This is a genomic window from Saccharicrinis aurantiacus (genome assembly GCF_001660705.2).
Taxonomy (GTDB): Bacteria; Bacteroidota; Bacteroidia; order Bacteroidales; family Marinilabiliaceae; genus Saccharicrinis; species Saccharicrinis aurantiacus.
The window spans coordinates 342,511-367,517 of record NZ_LYBV02000007.1; the positions used below are offsets into that span (position 1 = coordinate 342,511).

A 25,007-nucleotide genomic window follows, 5' to 3' on the forward strand; every position below is an offset into this window, starting at 1 on the left:
ACATGTTTTTATTTTACCTAGGATTCCCTATGTAACTATTAGTCTCAAATTTTAAATATGCCGATTTATCATTTTTATAAGATAATAACTGATTCTCTTTATTGTCGTTATTTCTGTAGGGAAATAATATCTTACCAATTGTTTTGTTAGATAAACCATTCACAAAACAATTACTAATATCGCTACTAATTATCTGTAAATTAGATAAGTCTACTGGTTTGTATTTAAAAGTTTGTGGACGATGAATTCGTGCACTTTCAGTAATGAATATATTGTCAATCCAAATTAGTTCTTTCCCTGTATTATAGTAAGATACGATTACTTGGGGAACAGTTGTTTCCTGAAGTCCGCTGTTAAAAACAGAGCCATAGTATACGCTATCAATAAATTGGATCCCTTGTAAATTTAAACTTTTATATAAATCGGTTATGGCAATATTTCCTTCGCATTGGATGTTAAATTTTTGTGGTTTATCCAGCCAGTCGACACTGGTAAACTCGTCGGGATTAAAAACTGTGGGTTTAGTATCTGAATTTCCCGACCAAGCTATGCCCTCAAAATCTACTCTAAATACGCTTGTTTCTTTGGGCATTAGTTTATGCTTAATCATATATTTTGAATTGTACGAAGCAAGTTTTTGATCGTTTTGATTATAAAGGGAAACCTTAATGTTTACATCGGCAGGAACATTATCTACATTTTGAATTTCACCAACAATTGCATAAACACTATCTAACTGGACTAATTTAGCTGAAAGAATTTCTATAACTGGCTGTTTTAGAGCATCCTCGTGATTGGTTTGTTGGGTTGTAATGCGTCTGCGGCCATGGTTATAATATTCGTTTTTATTGCCGGAGTAAAATTGGTTTGGAGGTATGTAGTTTCCATATTTTAAAGGCTTTATGTACCACTTTGCATTGTGCTTTACAACTTCTCTCCGGTAAGTTCTTTGAATAACTTCTAAAGGAGTAACCCATTTTGCAACAACCTTAATAATTGCCTTATTATCTTTTTCATCAATTATAGTTGTTCCTATTGAGTCTAACTTAGCGTATGAGCTTAATAATCCATCAGTAACAGCAATTTTTTGCATATACATATCCATTTCCTCTCCAGAGTCGGGGTCTAAATAACTAAAGGCTCGTTCAAACTCTTTAAAATCAAGGGCATCGTAATATGCGTTTACAATATTCTCAGGACTAACGTGAGAAGTATTTCTCATGTAGTAATAGTGAATACCAAAAGCCAAACATACGATAACCATAAAAGCCCAAACATGATTAAAATATGCTAGTTTGCCTGGGAACCTTTCATACTTTGTTGTAAATTTTAAATAATCAGGACACCCTTTCTTCTTAGGATTTATTTGTAAATACCAACGTCTTAGTATACTTATTATAAAAGCAAGAATTAGTGTAAGTATGGGATTAATTCCCCACATCAGGTTTATATACTTTGATGATTCATCTTTTGGTAGAATTTTGGATAATGGGGGTACCCCCAACTTCTCCCATACTTGAATGCCATTTTCTAATCTACTTAATCGCTGCCAACCACAGAAGTAAAGTAATGGATCGTAAAACTTATCGTTAGAAAAAATATATTTCAGATTATACTTTTCAGGGACAACTAAAAACTGTTGCAACGAACCGATTCCTTCAATACCTCTAAATTTTGAATTCTCAAGTCGTTCCACTGCCCTTGTTGTTAATTCTGGTAATCGTCGTGCAGAATGGTAGTTTCCATCCACAGTTAATGCTGATGTTTGTGCAGACAACCAGGCCATTTGATCTCCAAACCCTAAAGTTAGGTAGCGCCAATGGTAGTGTTGATCTTGATGCAGAAAGTTTATAATGGGAAGCATATTAATCTTCTCGGGTTGCGATGGTCTAAAGTAACTTAGACTTACAGTAAATACCACCATAAACAATAAACCTACCGCCATAAATCCACCAATAAGCCTGTGGTAAATTGAGCTAAAGTATTTTGTGAAAAATGCTTTTAAATCGCCTTCTGCTAATCGGTAAACAAGCTCTCCAAATATGGGTAAGGCCAAAATGGTAGCCCATAATGTAAATCTGTCTAATGTAAGTATATTGAAAGCAGTTTCTCCTAACATCATTCTTGGCAAAGGTGTTGTACCTCCAGTACCTAACAGACTTAATAGGGCTAAAGACAAACCGAAGAAAACATAGCGTTTACTAAAGAAGCGGTAAAAAAGATAGGGCATAATAAAAAGCATTACTCCCCATGGAATTAGAAAAAATACTAAGCCAGAAGATCCTACTTCAATAAAATTATCACGCGACCCATGTGGAATAGCAACTTGCGTTATGGGGTTCTTTTTTGAATTAATCCAATACGGAAGAATGCAAAATATAATTAAAAATAAAGAACAACCACCAAATACAACAATGCGCCAAAATGCTTGTTTAAAAGCGATCCAAAAGTGGAGAAGGCGTATTGCTTTAAAGGAGTCTACTTGCTCTCTAGCCAAGTCCATAACAGCCATACCTATAAGTGGAAAAATGAAGAATACCATACCAAAAATTGGTGTAACATGATGTGATGTAACTGTTAAGGCAATTAAAGATAACCCTTTAACGAGTTCTACCCTTTTTCCAGTCTTAATCCATAAATATATTTTAGGTAGCGAATGTAATAATACAGAAACACCCACGATGCTAGGTAATTGCCCAAAAAGGTGAAGCGTTTCTATAAAGGTTGTTGAAAAACAAGCTAATATAGCTGTGTAACCAGCAACACTGTAGTTGCCAGTTAACATTAAAGCAAATCGATATATGCCTGTAATGAATAAGATAATACCACAAAAAGCAACGGTAAATAATCCAAATTTTAGTCCGGCAATATAAGAAAGTAGAGCAATACTCTGATGAACTAGTGGTGGGTAGGATTGCACAGTAAATCCTGTATACCATCTGTATTCCCAAGGATCAAACCAGCTATTTGCATAATGGTCGGCAAAGAACAAATGAATTAGTGCATCATATGTACTTTCTAATGTGAAAAATAAAGTAGACCCATGAAATGCCAATGCTGTTATAAGTGCAATATATAATAAAGAGTTTTTTGTATTCATTGACTAGTAACTTTTTTTAAGTAGGTATTCAATAAAGTTTTATAAGCATCCGAATTACACTTTCATATATAAATATAGAGTATTTAATATAATTATTTGCATTAATCTTAGTATTCATAAGGGAATTAACGATTTATATGCTGTTTATTAAAATATAAGGAACTACAAATATGTTTAGAAAAGTTGTTTGCTTAATTGATTTATTATAAATTAGATAGCGAAAGGCACGTTAGATAAACTCACATATACATGGAACACTTACTTATCATATAACAAAACGTATAATCCATTAATCAAAATTTTAACTTATGAAAATATTAGCAATTGATGACCAGAATCTCATTCTAATGTCAATCCAAAAAAGATTTTCACAATTGGGGTATGAAGTATTTACAGCACAATCAGGATCAGAGGGAATAAAACTATTCGAAAAGGAAGATCCAAATTTGGTTATTGTAGATATTAACATGGAGGGTATGTCAGGTTTAGAGGTGGTAAAATACCTTAGAAATGAAAAAGAGTCTAACGTGCCAATACTTGTTCTCTCAGGAAACCAAGAGGAAGAGATTATTATGGATGGTTTTGAATTAGGGATTAATGACTATATGAAGAAACCCGTTAGCTTAAGAGAGGTAACAGCTAGGGTAAAGCGAATATTTAATAATCAACCCCATCCAGCATCTCTCAATTTGGAGGTTGATGAAGTAACTATGTTACAAAAAAACTGTATAGGTGTTGTGGTGCCTTGTTATAATGAAGCAGAACGGTTATTAGGAGGGGAATTTGCTGACTTTGGCAAGTATAATACTGGATATCATATTTGTTTTGTAAATGATGGTAGTACAGATAATACTTTGGAACTTCTTGAAGATTTACAAAGAAAGAATAAGGATATTATAAGTGTTCTAAACTTAACGAAAAATGGAGGGAAAGCTGAAGCAGTTAGACAGGGTATACTTCATTTAGCTAAAGATCTTGAATTAGATTATCTTGGTTTTTTAGATGCTGATCTATCAACTAATTTTGAGGATTTTAAAGATTTAGTAGATACCATACAGCACTCTAATTATAAAATTGTGAGTGGCTCCAGAATTGATAGAATGGGAGCAAACATATCTAAAGAGTCTTCTCGGGCTTTAATCAGTTTAACAATCAATGCAATTATTCAAGCTATTTTAGGTATGAAATTTAAGGATACCCAATGTGGAGCAAAAGTAATGGATAGAGAGGTAGCTACAAATATGTTTAAAACAGTTTTTATTACTCGTTGGCTATTTGATGTTGAGATATTTATGAGGATGAAATTATTTTATGGTGCAGATAGAGCCAAAAAAATGATATGCGAGCAGCCTCTAAAAAGATGGGAGCATATGGATGGTTCAAAATTATCAATGAAAGACTCCATAAAAATAGTTGGGCAACTAGCAAAAATTGCTACTCATTATAGATCCTAATAATTCAAGTAGACGCATTTTTAACAAGTTTAAAAAATAATAAAGCATCCCTAAAACAGGGATGCTTTATTATTTTGCCTTGGAAACTAAATTTCCTTATAAATGGATACCATTCTGTTTTAACTCCTTTAAAAAAGAAATTTTCATATTTAAATATATTACCAAGATGAATTAACTGCTAATATATTATATCTATCGATACAATAGTACCATTCGTCTATGCAGCTCTTATAGGGCTAGCTCAAAGTGCTAGTTTTGACATGTAAACAAAAACTTTGAGTCATGAAAATTTTAGCCATAGATGATCAGAATTTGATTCTAATGTCAATTAGTAAGAGGTTTAGACAATTAGGTTACGAAGTAATTAGGGCTATATCAGGTATGCATGGGATAGCAAATTTTGATAAGTATAATCCTGATTTGGTAATAGTGGATATTAACATGGAAGGTCTTTCAGGACTAGAAGTGGTAAAGTACATTCGTAATAAAAAGAAGTCTGACACGCCAATTTTAGTTTTATCGGGTAATATGGATGAAAATACCATTACGGAAGCATTTAACCTTGGTATTAATGATTACATGAAGAAACCTGTAAGTTTAAAAGAAATAGGAGCGCGAGTTAAAAGAATTTTCAACAACGAGGGACACCCAAATTCTGTGAATATAAAAACAAAGCAGTCTACTATAATTCATAAACATTGTGTGGGGGTAATTGTACCCTGTTACAATGAGGCAGATCGCCTAGATAGTGAAGCTTTTGAAAACTTTGTTCGCCGTAATCCAGGTTATCATTTATGTTTTGTAAATGATGGTAGTACTGACCATACATTAGGGGTTATTGAGGAATTAAGAGACAATAATTTAAATACAATTAGTGTATTAGATCTAGAAGAAAATGGAGGCAAAGCAGAGGCTGTTCGTCAAGGTGTATTGCACTTGAGTAAAAACTCGCAGCTCGACTTTATTGGATTTTTAGATGCCGATTTATCTACTAATTTTGAAGATTTTAAAGATTTAGCTTATACCATCGAGCATTCTAATTATCAAATAGTAAGTGGGTCTAGGATTGATAGAATGGGAGCAACTATTGCTAAAGAATCATCGCGTAAGATTATCAGTTTAAGCATAAATACGATCATTCAAAACATATTAGGAATGGGGTTTAAGGATACTCAATGTGGCGCTAAAATTATGACCAAGGAGATAGCTCAAAATATGTTTAATAAAAGATTTGTTACCCAATGGCTATTTGATGTTGAGATTTTTATGCGAATGAAAAGTTTTTATGGTAAAGAAAGGGTGAAAGATTTAATTTGTGAGCAGCCACTAAAAAGGTGGGAACATATGGATGGTTCAAAATTATCGATGAAAGACTCACTAAAAATTGTAGGACAGTTAACCAAAATAGCAACACACTATAGCGCCTAAGGTTTAGGATGAGTTATATGTATTAAAATAGTTGATTATTAAAAAAAAATTTAATTTAGTTTTTGTTTTTACGTTAGCATCAGGATTTATTTCTGGTGCTTTTTTTGTAATATTTTGCACATAAAAAAAGGGATATCAACCGTTGGTGAATCCCTTTCTTTTAACCGCCAATTGATGGTTTTTAATTGGGCGATTTTTAAATTTTTAATTTAAAATAATCAAGGCATTGGACGCTCTTCAAGTATTTTTAGACTAAAATTGTCAAAGTAAGCAACAGCCTCATTTGTAGAATTACCACCGTTGCCAAATCTTAACATGATATATCCAAAATTATCAGTTGTTTTATTCCAAACAAATTTAACACTATTAGTTACCCAATTATCTTTAGTTTCTAACAAAATTTCTTCTTGTGCAGGACTTCCCCAAGGCGCAACACTATACCATAAACTGGGCACGGCAACTGTTTCTTCAGAAGGAACATAATAATCAAAATCAAACTGATAACTTTTACCCTCAACCAACTTTATATTTCGCGGTGTTTCAACCCAACACCATTTTCCCATAACTGCCCCTGTTGAAGCTAATCGCATTGCAAATGTACCTTCACTAGTATTAGTTGTAGAAACAGCTATAGTGCCATCACTAGGAGGATTACTAGCATTTATATGATTCCAAGAATAGTTCCATGCATCATCACCTTCATAGCTATATGTATAAATTATTCCACTCTCAAAACCATAAATATTTTGATCTTCACACAAGTCAATTACTTCATTTTTTACCGAAACCTCTGTAAATGTTTCTAATGTTCTTTCATCAAGCGAAATTAAACTTGAACCAGTGTAAGATAATATAATATCATCATTGGTATAAATTGGCTCTGCTAAAGTTAATTCTAAAATAAAACTCATGTCGTTGTAAAAATCAAGTTCAGAAACCGCTATATTCTTATTACTAACACCAGCATCCGCATTATTTATAGATACAGCAAATGATGAAGAAATATCGCCTACAATATCCTGAGCAGAGGAAGATAAATAAATTTGAATCTTATTCAAATTCTCTCTGTGAGCAGATATCATTGTAAATGGTTTTGTTGTTGGTATAACTTTAACTTTTAGTGGTACCTCAACAGAAGCATATATTTTACCATTAGGGTTAAATGTATTTCTTTCAGAAATCAGTCTTCCTATCATAAATGGATCATTTACCAATTTTTTAGGTATATAAATAATTTCTTGGGATTGGCTATGACCTGTAGTTACAAGTTCACTATCAACATACCAATTTCTTTCGTTTGGTTCTCCTACCGTGGTTGCATCAACAATTTTTAGTTTTTCGTCAAACTTTAATTCTAATATTGGCCAATTTTCTGAATCGTCAATAACATCATCACTAGATACTTCTAATTCAAGAGTTTCGGTGTCACCTGAAACTCTATAAACTTTAACCAAGGGTTTTATATCCTCTTTTGTTGCATCTGATACCCTAATTAATAGTTTCTGGTTTGCTGATTTATAAGCATATGGTCCATTATTTAAACGTAATGAACCTAATGATACGAGATAAGTACCTTCATTATTAAATGTATATATTGTAGCTTCATTAGCCTCTTCAATTAAAACACTATTGCGATATGAAAGCTCAACAATATCCCAATTACGCGAATCTGGTTTACCAATAGTAGAATTGTCTACGAGTTTTATACTCTCACCTGTATTTAACTCTATAGTTTGTGTTTCTAATACCTGAGGATGATCCCAGTAATCCCAATCAACTATACCACTTTGTTCATAAACTAATTCATCGTGCCCTGTCTCACTGTTTATGACATATAATGCTGTTTCAGGTACTATTTGATCAAATATTTCCTTTACAGTATTAGCGTTCTCAAATTCTGCTATTGGCATTGGCCACCAACCTTTAGTATTATCTGAATAATTAATTGCAGCTTGTTCAAAATCTATAAATGGAGAGCCGTAGTTATCTGGGGCTTCTCCTTTTTGTAAAATACTTCCCCACCTGGTACCCATACTTCCATCAGGTTTTGTGTAATGGTAATGTGTTCCATGATAAACCAACTGTGATAAGTCGAAAAAACGCTGAGTGGCAATTCCCCAGCGACGCATATCAATTTGGCGCTCGTTGTAACCCGTTAAGCATAGTTCCAATGGGCGCTCAATATACATCAATTGGTTAATCACATCAGTTCCGGTATAATCCTGATTATCGTATGTTGAATTGGTGAACTCCGCAGTTGAACCTAATAACTCCAATGCGGACCTATGCCTTACTCTATTAACATACAGTAGAGATTCATTTACCTTACCTGTTTTTGCTAAGCACTCTGCATACATTAAGTAAACATCAGTGAGATTAAATAAACGATAGTTTGGTAAATCAGAACCTTCTACAATTGAGTTCTCCGTTGTTGTTATATCCCAATTGGTTAACTTTCTATAATAAGCTACCCCCTGGCTATATTGATAATTTGTATTTATTGCAGGTTTACTACCATAATAAACTAATGAATCATCGGGCAGAGCAATAGAGTGCGATGCTCTTAAAGAATATGGGCGTGTAATACTTTGTTGAATTCCATTCTCATCAGTATAGTAAAATTTATTTCGAGCATCAGTTGCATCTAGTTTATCATTTTTATAAGCCATAATTAACCAGCAACTTGGTATTAATGATTTATACCCTCCATGAGCTGAAATGTACTTAGCTATATGATTATATGTGCTATGATTGTCGAAAGTGCATACAATCTCTAATAACGATTCGCTATTAAGCTCACCCTTTGTAGTCATATTTTCATCTACATTGGCCAAGGTATATGCGTCATTATTAATAATCGTTTCTAAATAAGATATAGCAGTTATAAAATCTTCTTGATACAAATAGTATTTACCCAGTACTGTTGCCGCAGTTGCTTTTACAGGGCGTGATGCAAACTGATCATCTTCTTCAGTCTCTGCTTCCTTAAGTTTTGCAGTAGTACCTAAGTTGTTATAAGCATATTCCAAATCAGCAATAAAAAAGGCTCTTATTTTAGCTTCACCTTGTAACTCAACAGCATATTCGTCTGGCGCTTTAGGAGCATCTTCGAATAAATAAACACTTCCTTTATTGAAGTTAGAGTGTAGCCAAAAGTAAAATAAGCCTCTATAAAATCGTGCTTCTCCCATTAGTAAGTTCCATTTATCCTTATCCTCTGGGGTATTTAATAATGCTTCAATATTCAGTAAACCTTCGATTACCCTGTTGGCTTTAAATATTGCCAAATAATGATTTATCCATTGTCGATTAGGTGCATCTGACGCATTTGTAAACAATTGATTATATATTTCTGCATTACTAGCATTTGTTGGAGCAGGGCGCCCTATACCAGGGTATGCTAAATCACTCCTCAAAGTATTTTGTATAAGACTGGTACAGCTTAGATCTCTCAACTTTTTATATACACCTATCAAGCCTGTTTCACAATCGGCAAGTGAAGTCCAATATTGTTGATCTTGATAATGAAAATTAAAGGAAACCTTTTTATGAGAATCAATAATTACATTACTAACGGTAGCGTATACATTATTTTGTTTGGCCTCAAATGTAAATGTCTCATCTAAATTATATGCTACCTCAATTCTGTTTTCTTCTGGTTCTGATTTAAGTTTTGGTTGCTTATTAACATCATTGCTAACTTGCCATTGTTCGGTAGTATTAGATGCATAAACTAAACTTGGATTACCACTACCCATGTTTTTTGAAACAAGTTTTACAGTAGCATTTAATTGTGATGATGTTACACGTACAAAGTAGAGTCCCTGACTTAATCCTGATAGAGTATACTTGTGCGTTCCTTTATCCAGGTTGTTAAGGGCATTAGCTACAACTCTACCTTGTAAATCGTAAATAGATACCATAGTTTTTGCTTTAACAGAAGTACTAAATTCAATGTTAGTGTTACCTACCATTGGGTTAGGGTAAACTTTTAGTGGAGATTCTGTAAATGCATCCTTATCAATATTTGTAGCATTATCTGCAACAAAATATATCAGATCGTTACCATTAACATCGTATGTGGCACCAGTTGTGGTATTGATTATAGTAACTTCTTCAGGATAAATATTCTCTGTTACTACGTTAAAATTAACTCTGTATTCTTGTGCAATTATTGAAGAGCAGGTTAAAAAAAGGGACAGTAAAACACTAGTGAGTTTTTGCGTAAATTTCATGCAAGGGTATATTAATTATTAAGTGATTTTTTTAGGCTCAAAATATCCTACACAATAATATATAACAATATACTCAAGGTTTAGGCTATGTATGAGGGGGTAGCAAAGATAATGTTTTGATATATACAAAAGAGTGGTAATTTATGCCAATATGGGTGGTGCTTCAAATATTTTTCAACTTAATTATGATTACTTCATGATAATTCTTCAAAGTATATACTGAGACTGTAATATAAACTTAGCCCAGAACTAATATTGAAACGAGACGTAACTCCTTTGTAGAGGGTTGGTTATTGGTGTTGCGACTTGATTTTGCGTATCATTTAGCGCATAAAAAAAGGGATATCAACCGTTGTTGAATCCCTTTCTTTTAACCTAAACCCTAATCTATGAAAAAAAACTTCTTATGTCTGTTTAATGTGGGTGCTTCTAAAAAATTGGAAGGCTTTGCAACCTTCCAATTTATAACCTAAACCCTAACCTAATCTATGAAAAACTCTCTTGCTCTTCGTTTTTAGTTTATTCAAACACTATGCCAAAAATTGCCAGAGAACTATTTTTTGGCTGTTAAAGTGTTGCTATTTCTACGTTTTAATTCTCTCAGTAAAAAACGATGCTTTATATTTGTGTTTAAGCGATTGATATTACGAAGCATAATGTGTTATGGCAGAGTGTAATTCGAGTAGGGATAGATCAAATAATATTAAAATTGATAATATGATTAAATATAAAATTATACTAACCATTCTTGTGGGAGCTTTATGGCTTGGTTCGTGCAGCCAGCAAACTTCTCAAAAAGAGGAGGTAGAACACCCAAATCTCACAAAGCTTAAAAATCAAACTGCTGAATTTAGACCTGAGATTATTAAAATGAATGAGCAGGTGTATGTTGCGGTGGGATATGACGGTTCAAATTCTGCCATGATTATAGGTGATGATGGTGTTATAATTATTGATGCTTTAAGATCGTTAGGCGCTGCAGAGAAAGTTGAGGAAGCATTTAAGCAAATATGTGATAAGCCCGTTGTAGCTTTAATTTACACCCACGGTCATCAAGATCATACCGGAGGTACATCCGCTTTTGTTGGTGCAAATAAAGCTGTACAAATTATCGCCCGCGAGGGTTTTAAAGAGGAATTGCAAGAGCACTCCCCTGTGGAAAAGATTTTAGCAAAAAGAAATGCACGTCAGTTCGGTCGTAACTTACCCGATAGTGAGATTATTAATAGGGGAGTAACAGCGGGTAGAACACCAACAGATAGAGTAGGGAAGGGTTACATAGCTCCGAATAGAACTTTTAGCGATTCACTAGTTATTACTATTGCAGGAATTGACCTAGAGTTATATGCTGTAAATGCTGAAACAAACGATCATTTATTTGTTTGGACACCAAGTTTAAAGGCATTATTTACTGGTGATAATTATTACAAAGCATTTCCAAACTTATATGCCATTAGAGGTTCGCGCTATAGAGATGTTAAATCTTGGGGCGAAGTTGTAAAAACCATGAGTACTTTCCCTGTTGAACACCTAGTTCCAGGACATACCCGCCCATTAACTGGAGCTGCGAATGTTCATCAGAATCTTACAAACTATGCATCTGCTATTTTAAGTGTTTACGAGCAAACTATTGCTTGCATGAATAAAGGTTATACCGTACAACAAGCCGTAGAGAGTGTAAAACTACCGGCTGATTTGCGCGAGCAAGATAACTTACAAGAGTTTTATGGTTCAGTAGCTTGGGGAGTTCGGTCTATTTTTGCGTTTTATGTGGGATGGTTCGATGGTAATCCTACCCACCTTTATCCATTAGAATTAGTTAATGAGGCAGCGCACATTGTAAAAATGGCCGGTGGAGAAGAAAAAGTATTGGCGCATTTAAATAGTGCCTTTGAAGATGGCGATTATCAATGGGGACTGCAATTGTCTGATTATTTGTTGCAGCTTAATTACAAAACAAGTGAGGTTACTGGATTAAAGATTGCCTTGTTACGAAAGTTGGCTGCTCAACAAATTAATGCGCCTGCTCGTAATTACTACTTGTCGTTTGCCAACGAATTAGAAGCCGAATTGTAATAATTTACAGGGATTCTAAAAAAAAGGTTCGGTGAATTTCACCGAACCTAAATAAGAACTAATCCCGAATTCTTATTTGCTCACCATAAATCTGCCCCTCTCACTCTCACTACCCTCTTCTTTAATTACATAAACATATAGCCCATTCTGCAGTGTTGAATTGGTATATAGTATTCTATTACTTGCTGAAACAACACTTAATTTTTGTTGATCCACTAATTTACCAGCTACATTGTACACACTAATAATTGGAGCACTCATGTTAAATGAAATTTTAATGGTAGTTTGGTCAGTAAATGGGTTAGGAAAAACTGTGTTGTTCGATGTATCATCAGCCTCTTCCTCAATAATATTAGTGCTTATTGCTGATTTAGTAGTGAAGTTTACATCATCAATACTTAACTCAAAATCTTCGAAAGTCTCTCCATTACCGTTTAACGAGAATACAATTCGTTTTACATCTTCAATATTCGCACTATTGCCGTTGTTATCCACAAAATCATTAAAATTAATACTGTACGTTTCTGCATTTGTATTTGCCGGAAGTATGTAGCGGAATCGGTTTTCCCAATTATTAATGCTTTCGTGCATCAATACCAATTCGATAGGATGTGTACTTTGACTAGTAAATTCAATAGTATTAAAATCGGTTACATTTAGAGTTTGATCACCGGGTAATACTTGTCGGAATACATTAAAAGTGTTTTTAATCTTGCCCGAAGTATATAAATTACGTTCCACAAAATGTCTGTCTTCAGCAGCTTCTGTTGTACTTCTCGAAATATCATAGAAACTTACTTCAGCGCTTGATTTTAAATAATCAACTCCCCAAGGGCCATCGGCCAAGTATAGCGCATCCATTTGTTCAGTAGCATCTGATTTAAGTGAGATACCAGCATCAAATAAACTTCCAGTTTCTACAATAACAGTTTCATATCTATTACCCGATAATGCCACGGCTTTACTCATATTTTGGTTTGAAGAATGTTCGGTTTCTTTATAATTGGCATTGAAGTTTACACTTTTACTGGCATCGTTATTTATCAGCTCTAAATGTATTTTCCCGTTTTGATAGAATCCTGATTTAACAAAGACACTAGGTATTTTCTCAACATTAACATCGCTGATTACATTCTTTTCTGATTTAAATTGGTCGATAATTTGATTGGCAATGGCAAATACCTGAGCATTGTTACCACCCCATATCTGAAAATTATAATAGCTTCCTTCAGGGTATTGGTCGATATTCCAATAGCTAAAAAGCTCGTAATTGTTACCATTTTCTTTAATAGAGAAACTTAAGGTATTTTCTACTTGGCCAGTGGCGCGTAGTAGTTTAGAATGAATAATTTGATGTCCGCGTACCTGAACTAAACGCACATCTTGTAAGCTTGAGTTATTTAAGCGGTCGCAGATGGCTTTTGAATGATCGTATACCGCATTGGGAGTATAGGTTGCTAAAGTTACTGCAATACGTTTATCATTTTTGTAATAATCAACAGAGAATACTTCAGTGGCATTGGTAATCTCCACCAAGTCCTCAGGGCTCGATACATAAGCCGTTTCTGTGCCAAACATACCTGTTGAAGGAATATAAGTTTGTAGTTTAGATGTCGATGAGGATTTTAAACTTTGATGCGCTGCCATACTGATCTGAGCAGATTTAGTATTCGTAAAATTTTGCTTTACACCTCGTGAGAAATTACGTTTTGCAATTTTTTCAGCTAGAGTACCGTTGCTTTCTAATCCCCCGTTATTACCCGATGTAACATCAGTTGCTGTTGAAACATCTGTAATGTTTTCGGTTGTAATAGCGTCGTAAGGATTTGCAGTTACGTAAAAAATGGCATCGTTAAAATCTTGATCACACGAGGCATAATCTCTTCTGATATCTTCAAAACCTAATATGATTCTTTCGTTTTCAGGGTCTGCTAATAGTACGTTGTGTTGACGTAAGTTGCTATCTGCTTCAGGATTGTAGTTTGTGTTTGAATATACCTGCCAATGCCCGTCAGTAACGGCACCATTTTTCCAGCCATTGGCTAATAGTACCCAACCAATGCTGGTTCCTGCTTTAAAGTTCCCAATTTTCACTTTATTACCGGTAAGAAGTCCGCCACCACTATAAAGCGCGGATACATTAGGGAAGATTATAGTAATATCTTCTTTACTTGGTGCATCTTCAGGTGCTTGACCGCTTGGGTAAGTGTAAAAACCCAATACATTTTTATAACCAGCGCCCTCACCAACAAAGGTTACAAACACCTCTGCATTGTCATTTAAATGAATATCTGTTTCATATCCGGAACTTATATAATGCGGATTATAATCAGGAACTGGATACCCTTCGGGTAAAGCGTTGGCAATCATATCTAAAGTTTCCTGACTTACATTGTCAGAAGGATCTAGTAAATACTCAGGTGTTCCGTTGCTGGTGTAGGTGCCTAAGTAATTATAGTTTTGAGCTTGTATACTTAAGGCAATTAAGGTGATTGATAAAAGTAAAATATGTTTCATGACTCTCTGTTTTTTCTTCAAATATATTGCATGAGAATAAACAGAATGGAGGTAAATCGGTGAGTGGTAAATATGTTTAGGCGAATGGAATGTATTGTAGTTGTGATGTGTTAAAGGTCTTATTTTGTTTATGTGGTAATCTTATGAGCAGGGGATACATCACAATGGCATGTATTGTTTTATTACATGCCATTGTATTTAATTTATAAATATTCGCCAGGTTTATTTAAGCTCTATTGCCTTGTTCATCTACAGTAAATACCTCAATTGATGAGGCATCTGTTAAATCAGTTTTAAAACTAAATGGTTTGTTTTTGCTGACTTGAGGTTGGTGTTTTACTTGGCCAATACTTTTGCCATTTTGCATTACCTCATAATAAGCTATGGGTACTTCGGCAGCAAAAGCGGTTTGCCATGTAATACGAGTTTTGTTATCCAAATTTGTAAATGTAATATCTCGCGGAGCCGAAAGGTTAACCTTGGGTAACTGAAAATAATTGGTTTGCCCATTGCGTACCTTGCTTGTTTTTTCTTCAATCTGCTTTTGTTCTTGTTCCGATAGGGTATTGGGTTTAATTTGCGCCGCATAAAAATTCTGCGTAAGCTGGCATTTTAGCGGGTCGTCGTCGATATTACCAATGCCAATAATTAGGGTATCTACATAGGGCGAGTTTAATACATAAGCAATCAATTCGTTACTTGGTAGGGTTGGCGAGCCTACTTTACGATATACATCGGCAGGTGTGAGTGAAAAACGCGGTTCTTTATGGTACATAACTGCATCGGCAAAAACTTTCATGCCAATAACACCTAGGCCTTTGGCTTTGGCCAATGGAAGTACATTATTAAGCATATTAAAATACAATTTATCGTTGGCATTTACTGAAACCAACATGGCATCTAATATATCATATTCGTCGCGCTGTATCATATCTATCATGGCAGCGGGGTTATGATGGCCCGAGAAACCAATGTGCTTAATTAACTTTTCGTGTTTAGGATTTGTGCCCGTATGGTTTGTGCCATCTCTATAATCGCGCAGAGCCACAAGTGCTCCAAAGTTGTCATTGGTATTTAAAGGCGTATCCAAACCCTTATACAGCACATCAACTTCCTCAATGCCTGTTATACTATGTACAAGCATAATATCTAGGTAAGCTCCATCGGGGTAAAACCCCTCACCATCGCCAAAAACTTGGGATAAGGAACGCTTTAAGTCGCCAATGGCACAAGCCACATTTTCACCGTTCGATACATTTCGCACATGCTCACGTTCGGGCCATCCCGGTTTACCCCAGCGCATTAATGTTTTGCTGGTTAATTTAATGTTGCGGCGTAGTTTTTTATTGTAATTGCTTTTGCCAGGTATTAAATTGAGCGTGGTAAAAGCTTTGTGGTAATTTAATTGACTAGGCCCATATAGGTTAGAGGTGTCGAAGTAATTTACGCCCAAGTCAAATGCTTTTAATATGATTGCTTCGGGATTAACATCATCAGGTGTCCACTGCAAAGAAGCTTGTCCGCCAAGACCAAGGGTACTTACCTTAAAGTTGATTCCCCCGAAGTTTCTTTTTAAGGGGCTTGGTGCTTTATTGGTAAATGATGATGCGAATGGTACAATACTTACTCCGGCAGCGACTGCTGAAGATAAACGAATAAAATCGCGACGCGATATGGGATATTTGTTTTTCATAACATACAAGTTCTAAGTTTCTCTTTAAGCATCGATTAATTTAACTCAATTATAAGAGTTAATCAAGTATTGCGTTGATGTTATAGAGATTACTAGGACCTATTGAATCTTTCTTTAGGAGCTACATACATTCTTACTATTGAGCGGTAAATGCCCTCTTCTATCTAAATAAAAGAGGGCTAAATGGCGTCAATTATTAAATACACTACTATTTTTTGTTTGCGCCAAATGGAGTAGAGGGTGCTGAGTTGCGCACCACAATTATGGATTGCATTAAGTCGGTGGTATTGTATTGAATATTCAAAGACTTTAAGAGAATGGGCTGATGTGAGAATGGCGAGTTGGGTTTATCAATGTCAAAGCAAGTTATACTATTTTTATCAGTTGCTTTTTTAAGTACGTTTAAATAGACCTTTGTGCCTACTAGCCAACTATCTTGAACCCACGAATTGCTGTTTTGTAACTTAGTATTATAATACAATTTCTGTTTTGATTTAAATATTTTAAATACCCCTGGAAAAAAGTACTCGGGCGTCATACTTTTGCTGTTTAAATAGAAAATATTGTAGGTGTAAATGTTTTTATTTAAATCGTTTTTTAATTGTGATGCAAACCATTTTATACCATCCAACTCTGCTTGATTTGTATGTGCATAACCCCAAGTGCCAATCATTTTTTTGGTTTGTAGGTGTAAGTGCTTTTCCAAGGCTTTGTAGTTTTCAAAAATGCAAGAGTCTCGCACCTTATCCCAATTGTAATCGGCAGCACGTGCTAGCTCTCCATTAATGATATTATTTAATGAGTACTTGTAAAAGAAAAGATCTTCGGACTTGAAGTTTTTATTTTCCGATGCAAGTAATAGTTCTTTAATGTGCGATAGTTCAGTACTATCTAGGTTATATTTGCCTTCAATGTTTTTTAGTATAGGATCCTCTGCTTGGTATTTGGCCAGTATGTGTTGTATACATTTCGCTGTATAGGTATAGTTCCCGGAGGGTATATCCACCCCTATGTAGGTAATTTTATTTTGACTTTGCTTATTAAGCGCAATGATATTTTTATAAATCAGGTACTGCTCTTTACACCAAGCAAATGAACCTTTTACATCATTAAACATTTCCTTTATGCCAAGCGTGTCTTCATTTAAAATATGTTTATTTAGTTCTTCGGTGTATGCCCAATCTGTTTCGGCTAAAATGTAGGTAAAATCACAGGCCTGTTTATATTCATTTATAAGGCGATTGGTAATTTTATGGTTGGCATTGTATCCATGCGATTCGCCAATGAATACAATATCGGCCTTATCAATAGCTTGTTGGTTTATTATTTTCTCCTCCTGATAGAAATCTATTTTTGAATGGAGTAGGTAGTCCACTATGGAATCTTGCGCAAAGCACGTGTTAGTTAAAAACACTAGGCTAAACAGAAATAAGGTTGTTGTTTTCATATAGTTTTTATTATTCGTAACGTAAGGCTTTTATTGGGTTTTGTTTGGCGGCACGATAGGTTATTGTACTCACAGATATAAGGGATAGCGCCATTAGTATTATAAATGCGAAAATATAAACCAGCCAATTGACTGTAATTCTATATGCAAACTCTTGCAGCCATATATGCATAACTATAGCAACCACCGGACAAGCCACAGCAAAGGCTATGCTTACTTTGGTAATGAAATTAATATTTAGCATTTTCATGAGCTCAGCAATATTGGCACCATTAACTTTTCTAATGCCAATTTCTTTTGTTTTTTGCTCCACAATAAAAATAGTCATGCTTAAAAGGCCAATACTACTTATTAATAAAGTTAGTAAACCAAATCCGCCAAGAATATTTGCTTCGGCTTGCTCATTAACATATAAATTGGCGCTAGCTTCTTGCATGGTTTGTAGAATGTATGATTGAGGCGAAATATCTGATAATATTTTGTTGATATCTTTTATTGCAACAGCATTGTTGCCATTGGTTTTAATAAGTAAACATCCACAATAATTTGAAGGCTCGCTGTATGTTATCACCAGTTGTCTTATGGGTGTATATAAATTTGCAATATTAAAGTTATCGCAAATGCCAATTACCTTGTACTTTTTATCGTTATGAATTAGTGGTGTGGTTAATGCTTTATCATACCCTCCTAAATCGAGTGCATATTTGGCATTAATAATTAAGGAATATTCTTCGTTAAATTGTGTTGGATTAAAGGCTCTTCCTTTTAAAATTTTTATTCCTGTTGTTTTAAATAAATTACTACTTGTTCTAAAAATATAGCAATACTCATTTTCTTTTCCTTCAATAGAATAGCTGTTAATTGACGAAGAGAACTCTTGAAAGCTACCTTGATTAAAACTATAGGATAATATATTGGGATTTTGATTCAACTTTGCTGAAATAACATCAAAATTCTGATCAATGGGATAATTGTAAGTACTGATTTGAATTAAGTTTTTGTTGGAGTATCCTTTATCTGAATGAATAGCAAAACTAATTTGTTTTTGCATTATATAAGCACTTAAGGCTATAAATACTGCAATTGCAAATTGTGCTATAACCATTGAGGTATTAAATGTTTTTCCAAAGTTTTGCTTTTTATTGTAGGTGCTCTTTTTTGCGAAAGCATATAACAAATACTGATAACAAGCACAGATAATTATTGTGGTAATAGTGCAAACAGAAACTATTAAAAGTAGCTTTCCATAACCAATGGTATTGAAAAAATTCACATTCATTTTTTCAATAAAGAATGGAATGCAGAATATGCATATTATAAGGGCACATAAAGAGGATATAATAACAACGATGGAAATATCGAGCCAATAATCTATTATAATTTGTCTATGTTTTGCCCCAAGAATACGTTTTAATTTAAACTTATTTTGCCCTTTGTAAAACAAATTTGTGAGTAAGGAAAAGTAGTTGATTATAGATATCAAAAGTACAATTAGTCCGGCTAAACTAACCACTATAATATGGGTGGTTTTTGATACTTCAAATGGAGTTTCTAGGTGTAGCTTACTGTAAGGATAAAGTGAAACTTTTACATCAAGTTTTTCTACAGCCTTGTTCATATTTGCATTTAAGCGCTCCTCTAATTCTGTAACATTATTCGTATTTACTTTTGTAATGATGTAATCGCACCAATTGAACCAACCTTCGCAATTATTGGTGTAAAATTGCGATGTTTCAAAGTTTACAAAAGCCTGTTGCTTAAACGTTGTGTTTTCAGGGAAATCTTTATAAATGCCTTCAATGGTTAATAAGATGGAATCTTGCAAAATAATAGACTCTCCAAGCACCGAGGTAGAGCCAAATAGACGATTTGATTCCTTCTCAGAGATAATTATGCCACCTTTATTTTGTAATGGATTTTCAGTTTTCTGAATAAAGTGGAATGGTAGTATCTCTAAGAATTGATAATCGGCGATACAAATATCGAACTGATGCCAGTGTTTATTAATATTAACAGAAAAACTTTCGGGCCAGACGTTTAAGAGGGCGGTGTTTTCTAGTTCAGAAAAGTTATTACGCATATATTCAGCAGCCACTGTTGGAACTACAATATCGAGCTCATTATCAATAGTATCACTGAAAGCGAGCATATAAATATCATCAACATCATCGATATGTTTATCGAAAGACCAATGTACATAGGCCCATGTTGTTGCCAAAGTGCAACAGCTTATACCTATTGTAAGACCAATAATGCTTATGATAGCATGGTGTTTCATACTAATTACACTGCGTAAAGATTGCTTTATTTTGGCTATCATTATAAAAGAGATAATTTGTTGGTATTACTCATAACGCAAGGCTTCAATAGGATTTTGCTTGGCTGATTTAATAGTATTTACTGAAACAGTTATGGCTACAATAATAGCGCAAAGTGCACCTCCAATTAAAAATGGCGTTGGAGACAGACTAATTCTGAATGCAAATTTTTCTAGCCACTGATTCATGCCCCAATAGGTAATTGGGGTGGCAATAATTAATGATACTACTACCCATTTAAACAAACCTTGATTCAGCATTAAGCATATTTCGGTGATGGTTGCACCATTTACTTTACGTATACCAATTTCTTTAATACGTTTTTGCATAAAAAACACTGATATGGCAAATATCCCCATGGATGCAATGATGATGGTTAGGATGGTAAAATAATAGATAGCTTTAGCAGTAGAACGTTCTGTTGTATACCAATCGTTTATAATGGCATCCATAAAACGGTATTCCATGGCTTCAATTCCAGTAAAATTTTTGTACGTATCCAGAACCATTGTCATTGTTGCATTTGGGTTTCCACTGCCTACCTCTACAAACATAGTCCATGCACCATCAGGGTTTTCAGCGCTTTCATTTCTTTGCCAAACTTTAGCCGGACCCATTTTCATGTGCATTGGTCTGAAGGTGAAATCTTCAATAACACCAATAACATCAACCGCGTCTCCGTCTTCATACTGTTTAAATGAAGTAGGTAAATCATCCAACTCAAGTTCTTTAATGGCAGTTCTGTTTAAATAAATAGCATCTTTTGAGTAGGCAGTTCCTGTTGGTGTTATCTTAAATTGCATCATATCCATAAATGCTTTGTCAAAACCAAAGACCTGAAAACTTACAGGTTTGCCATTATATTCAAACGAGTTATTATTACCTCCATCCATCGGACTACCCGTAACAAAAGCTACGTTTTTCACATCCGGTATTTGTAACAATTGTTCTTTAAGGGCATTGTACTCTTTGGAATCCATATTTAATGGAAACTCGGCAATATTGCTAGTATTATAACCTAGGTTTTGATTTAGTAAGTAATCTGTTTGCTTCTGGATAAAAAGTGCCGATGTTATCAATACAATTACCACCACAAATTGGGTGCAAATAAAATATTGTAATAAACTTACTTTTCCTTTCTTTTTTGTTTCACCTTTTAACAGTTGCAAAGCATTTTGTTTGGTAATAATTAAAGCTGGAATAATACCTGAAATCACGCCAATACCAATAATAATACCCAATACTTGTAAAAGTAATTCAAGGCTAATTTCATTTGCTAAGTGAATGTTTGCCGACAGAATGTCGTTAATTAGAGGTTCGCATGCGCTAGCCAGAATAAAAGAAAAAGCAGTGGCAATAAATAAAGTAATAGTAGTTTCTGTAATATGACTAAATACCAATTGTGTTCGAGTGCTTCCTACTAATTTTCGTATGGCCATGTTACGTACTCTTATTTCGGCTTGTGCAATGGCTAAATTAATGTAGTTGATAATGGCCAATACCAAAACTAATATTATCACTAATGATAAAACCGAGAGTAAGCTTTTGTTTGATCTTCGAACACCATCACCTTGAATGCTGCTAAAGTATGTTTCAGATAAGGGTTCTAAACGGCATTGTTTAATATAGCCTTGTTTTATTAACCAAAAATCTTTTTCCTTAAGTGTATTGAATATCTTATTGTGTTGCGTTGGTAAATTTGAATTTTGCTTTTCGAATAAAAATAAAGAGAAGTTGTTGGTGCCCGGAGAATTTAAAAAGTCATTATATGGCCAGAAATGTTCAGTATCCATAAAGTTAAGAATCACATCAGCCTCAGCAAATGATGAATCTTCCCAGTAGTTTTCGATAACACCAGTTACGGTGCAGCTATAATCATTTCTAAAACTGATGGTTTGTCCAATGGGAGATTTGTCACCAAATACCCTAACTGCATATGCTTTGCTAATAATAACTTGGTTGCGATGTTGCAAAGCTGTTATCGAATTGCCTTCAATCAGATTAAATGAAAACATTTGCAGAAATGTAGAATCGGCAAATAATATATTGGTAATATGTTTTTGATTATCAAGACCAGTAACCACTGTTTCTGAAGTTCCAATACGACAACCTGATTCCACTTCAGGAACTTTCTCCGATATCCAATCAATAATTGGTGGAGCCCATCCTGCCCATTCCATATTATGAGTTAAACGATAAATTCGTTCGCTGTTTACCTGTTGTTTGTTTACAGAGAATTCTTGCTTAAGATAGATTCCTAGCAGCAAAGCAAAGGTAATGGCAGCCGAGAAGCCAAGGATGGTAATAACAGAGTAGGTACTGTTTTTTATAAGTCGGTTGAAGTATGTTCTGAAGAATGTTTTCATGATCTTTATCTGTATTAGGTTTTATTTATTCGCAACGAAGTGCCAGAATAGGATTTTGTTTGGCTACTTTAATAATATGAGTACTTACCACTGCAATTGAAATTAAGAAAGTACTAATACTTGTAACTAGGTATACCCAAATACCTATATTAGTTCTATAGGTAAAATTACTGAGCCAGTGTTCCATTAAAATGTATGATATGGGTATGGCAATTAAAATGGATAGTGAAACAATTAAACCAAACTGCTTATTTATTATTAGTAGAATATCGGCTACACTAGCTCCGTTTATTTTTCGTATTCCAATTTCTTTGGTTTTGTTCTGAGCCACTAATAATGTCATACTTAACATGCCAATTAAAGCGATTATTATACACCAAATAGTTACACATTTGATAAATAGTACCATCCGTTCTTCTTGTGCATAGAGTTTGTTACTTGCTTCGTTTACAAATTCTATTTCCAGATTTGCTTGCGGATCAAATTCTTTTGCAACAGTATTAATCTCATTAAAAAGCGTTTTATAATTACAGGGTTTTACTCTTAGAAATAAGTAATCAAAATCATCAGAATTATCACTTAAATATAGTTGCAGCGGGCCTGTTTCGCTGTATAGTGAATTAATTTGTATGTTATTCATAACACCAATAATTTCTCCATACCCTTTATCTCCAGTACTCATTGTTTTACCCAATGCTTCATCGGGCCAGTTTATTTCAGCCACTGCTTTTTTGTTAATAATTACCTTACCCAAATCAGCATCATTCTCGGTCTGAAAAGCTCGTCCTTCTTCTATATTTATATTAAAAAAGTTTATAAACTCTTTAGAAACCACCCATGTTTTAAAATTAACAAGCTTATCGTTTATTCCGGTACCCATGCCGTTGTTTACTGCACTTGGCACTTGATCGGCCAATGCATAATCTGCACAGAGTGATTTTTGGGTAATTTTATTTGTGAAAGCCTCGTGTTGCGTTTTTAAGCTCGAAGGTAATTTGACTTGAACTACCTGATCTGTACTAATGCCCGTATCAAAATTATACCAAAAGTTAAGTTGTTTACTAATTACTAAAACAGATATGGTTAACGTAACAGCCACAGTAAACTGAGTAGTTAATAGAATGTTTCGTACCAAGTAAGTTTTATTTTTAGCCAATATTTTTCCTTTAAGGCCATCTGATAGAGGAGTATTTTTAATTTGTTTACTAGCCCAGTAAGAACCTGCAATTCCAAAGCAAACAGCTCCCAATATAAAGTATATAATATAGATGAGACGATCGTTTATTTGTAGTCCCTCGATATTTAATGCGGTCTGTAATTTATTATAAAATAATTGGTGAATAAGCAGTGAGATACATAAAGATATAAGGCACCATATTATTGATTCTATGATATTAATAAATTGGCCTTTTCTTTTAGAGTTCCCAAAAAAATGAAGTAGCGAATAGGTTTGGGTTTGATAAGGAACTTGTTCTCCTTTAAAGTTTATGTAATTCATCAATCCCATAACTATTATCATAATAACAAAGACTAATAAAACACTATAAATTAGTGGATTTGACGAGCTAAATACAGTGTTACTTGTATCGAAATGGATATTCTTAAAGGCGCTCAACTTAAATAAAGGATTATCCTCAACAACAGTAAGTAAAGATTTAAAGGGTTGTATATCTGCCAGAAGATGATCTATTTGTTTCGATGTTGCTGCGGGTTTTGCATCAGGCCTTAGCTGCAAAAAAGAAATAAATCCCCAAGCTTTCTCACCAGTGCGTTTACTTTCTTCTATTATAGGATGTATAGAAGTGATCATATCGAACTGTATGGTTGAGGTTTTCGGAACGTCGTATAATATGCCCGCAACAGTGTACTGCTTCTCTTTTATCCAGATGATTTTATTTATGGAGGCTTCATCTCCAAAGAATTTACGAGCACATTGTTTTGTTAACAATACTTGATTTGGCTTATTAAATACTGCGTTTATGCTAGAGCTTGCAACCTCAAAGTTGAACATCTCTAAAAAATGCGCATCTGTATATATTAACTTCTGTTCTTGTTTAAATGATGTGTTGTCGTTATAATCTAAAGAAACTTCTTCATTCTTTATTCTTAACAGAGTAGCATTGCTTACATCTGTTAATTTCCCCTCAACTAATTCAATAATATTAATGGGTAATGCATCCTGATAAAGCGTAGTTTTTAAATGGTAAATGTTGTTTTTATGTTGTTTATCAAAACTTAACTCATAATCAATAAATAGTGTTAAGGTTATAATTCCTACGAATGTAACTACAAGACTAATTAAGGTAAGTAGGTTTGCCTTTTTATTTGCAAGTATTTTTCGTAGTAAGAGTTTCTGAATGATCATTGTATCGT

Annotated in this window: 11 protein-coding genes; 3 read left to right on the forward strand and 8 right to left on the reverse strand. The window is 34.1% G+C overall.

The features are described from left to right. Positions 1–13: 13 nt before the first annotated feature. Complete coding sequence (locus A8B35_RS03875) at positions 14–3,100, reverse strand: hypothetical protein (RefSeq protein ID WP_075602085.1); 3,087 nt, start codon at positions 3,098–3,100, stop codon at positions 14–16. Positions 3,101–3,408: 308 nt separating this feature from the next. Here A8B35_RS03875 and A8B35_RS03880 point away from each other — a divergent pair, with 308 nt between their 5' ends. Further along, positions 3,409–4,554: a response regulator gene (locus A8B35_RS03880; protein ID WP_075602086.1), complete on the forward strand. Its 1,146-nt coding sequence runs from the start codon at positions 3,409–3,411 to the stop codon at positions 4,552–4,554. Positions 4,555–4,836: 282 nt separating this feature from the next. Next, positions 4,837–5,982, forward strand: coding sequence for a response regulator (locus A8B35_RS03885; RefSeq protein WP_075602087.1), 1,146 nt, complete (start codon positions 4,837–4,839; stop codon positions 5,980–5,982). A 218-nt stretch (positions 5,983–6,200) separates the two neighbouring features. Here A8B35_RS03885 and A8B35_RS03890 read toward each other — a convergent pair whose 3' ends face one another. After that, positions 6,201–10,217, reverse strand: a complete 4,017-nt coding sequence (locus A8B35_RS03890) for a RagB/SusD family nutrient uptake outer membrane protein (protein WP_075602088.1) — start codon at positions 10,215–10,217, stop codon at positions 6,201–6,203. 717 nt (positions 10,218–10,934) lie between these two features. Here A8B35_RS03890 and A8B35_RS03895 point away from each other — a divergent pair. After that, positions 10,935–12,293: an alkyl/aryl-sulfatase gene (locus tag A8B35_RS03895; protein ID WP_075602089.1), complete on the forward strand. Its 1,359-nt coding sequence runs from the start codon at positions 10,935–10,937 to the stop codon at positions 12,291–12,293. A 72-nt stretch (positions 12,294–12,365) separates the two neighbouring features. On the opposite strand, the gene A8B35_RS03900 is transcribed toward A8B35_RS03895, so the two are convergent. The 6 genes from A8B35_RS03900 to A8B35_RS03925 all read right to left on the reverse strand — a co-directional run bounded on the left by A8B35_RS03900 (position 12,366) and on the right by A8B35_RS03925 (position 24,999). Further along, positions 12,366–14,810 carry a DUF4114 domain-containing protein gene (locus A8B35_RS03900; RefSeq protein WP_075602090.1) on the reverse strand — a complete coding sequence of 815 codons (2,445 nt, stop codon included), beginning with the start codon at positions 14,808–14,810 and terminating at the stop codon, positions 12,366–12,368. 226 nt (positions 14,811–15,036) lie between these two features. Continuing rightward, positions 15,037–16,503: an aldo/keto reductase gene (locus A8B35_RS03905; RefSeq protein WP_075602091.1), complete on the reverse strand. Its 1,467-nt coding sequence runs from the start codon at positions 16,501–16,503 to the stop codon at positions 15,037–15,039. A 208-nt stretch (positions 16,504–16,711) separates the two neighbouring features. Beyond that, positions 16,712–17,950, reverse strand: a complete 1,239-nt coding sequence (locus A8B35_RS23660; protein WP_075602092.1) for a TraB/GumN family protein — start codon at positions 17,948–17,950, stop codon at positions 16,712–16,714. Positions 17,951–17,960: 10 nt separating this feature from the next. Then, positions 17,961–20,270 (reverse strand): ABC transporter permease, encoded by a 2,310-nt coding sequence (locus A8B35_RS03915; protein ID WP_075602093.1) that lies wholly within the window; start codon positions 20,268–20,270, stop codon positions 17,961–17,963. A gap of 24 nt (positions 20,271–20,294) precedes the next feature. Continuing rightward, entirely contained in the window at positions 20,295–22,634 is a 2,340-nt protein-coding gene (locus A8B35_RS03920; RefSeq protein WP_075602094.1) for an ABC transporter permease, read from the reverse strand. A gap of 25 nt (positions 22,635–22,659) precedes the next feature. Next, entirely contained in the window at positions 22,660–24,999 is a 2,340-nt protein-coding gene (locus A8B35_RS03925; RefSeq protein WP_075602095.1) for an ABC transporter permease, read from the reverse strand. Positions 25,000–25,007 lie beyond the last annotated feature (8 nt).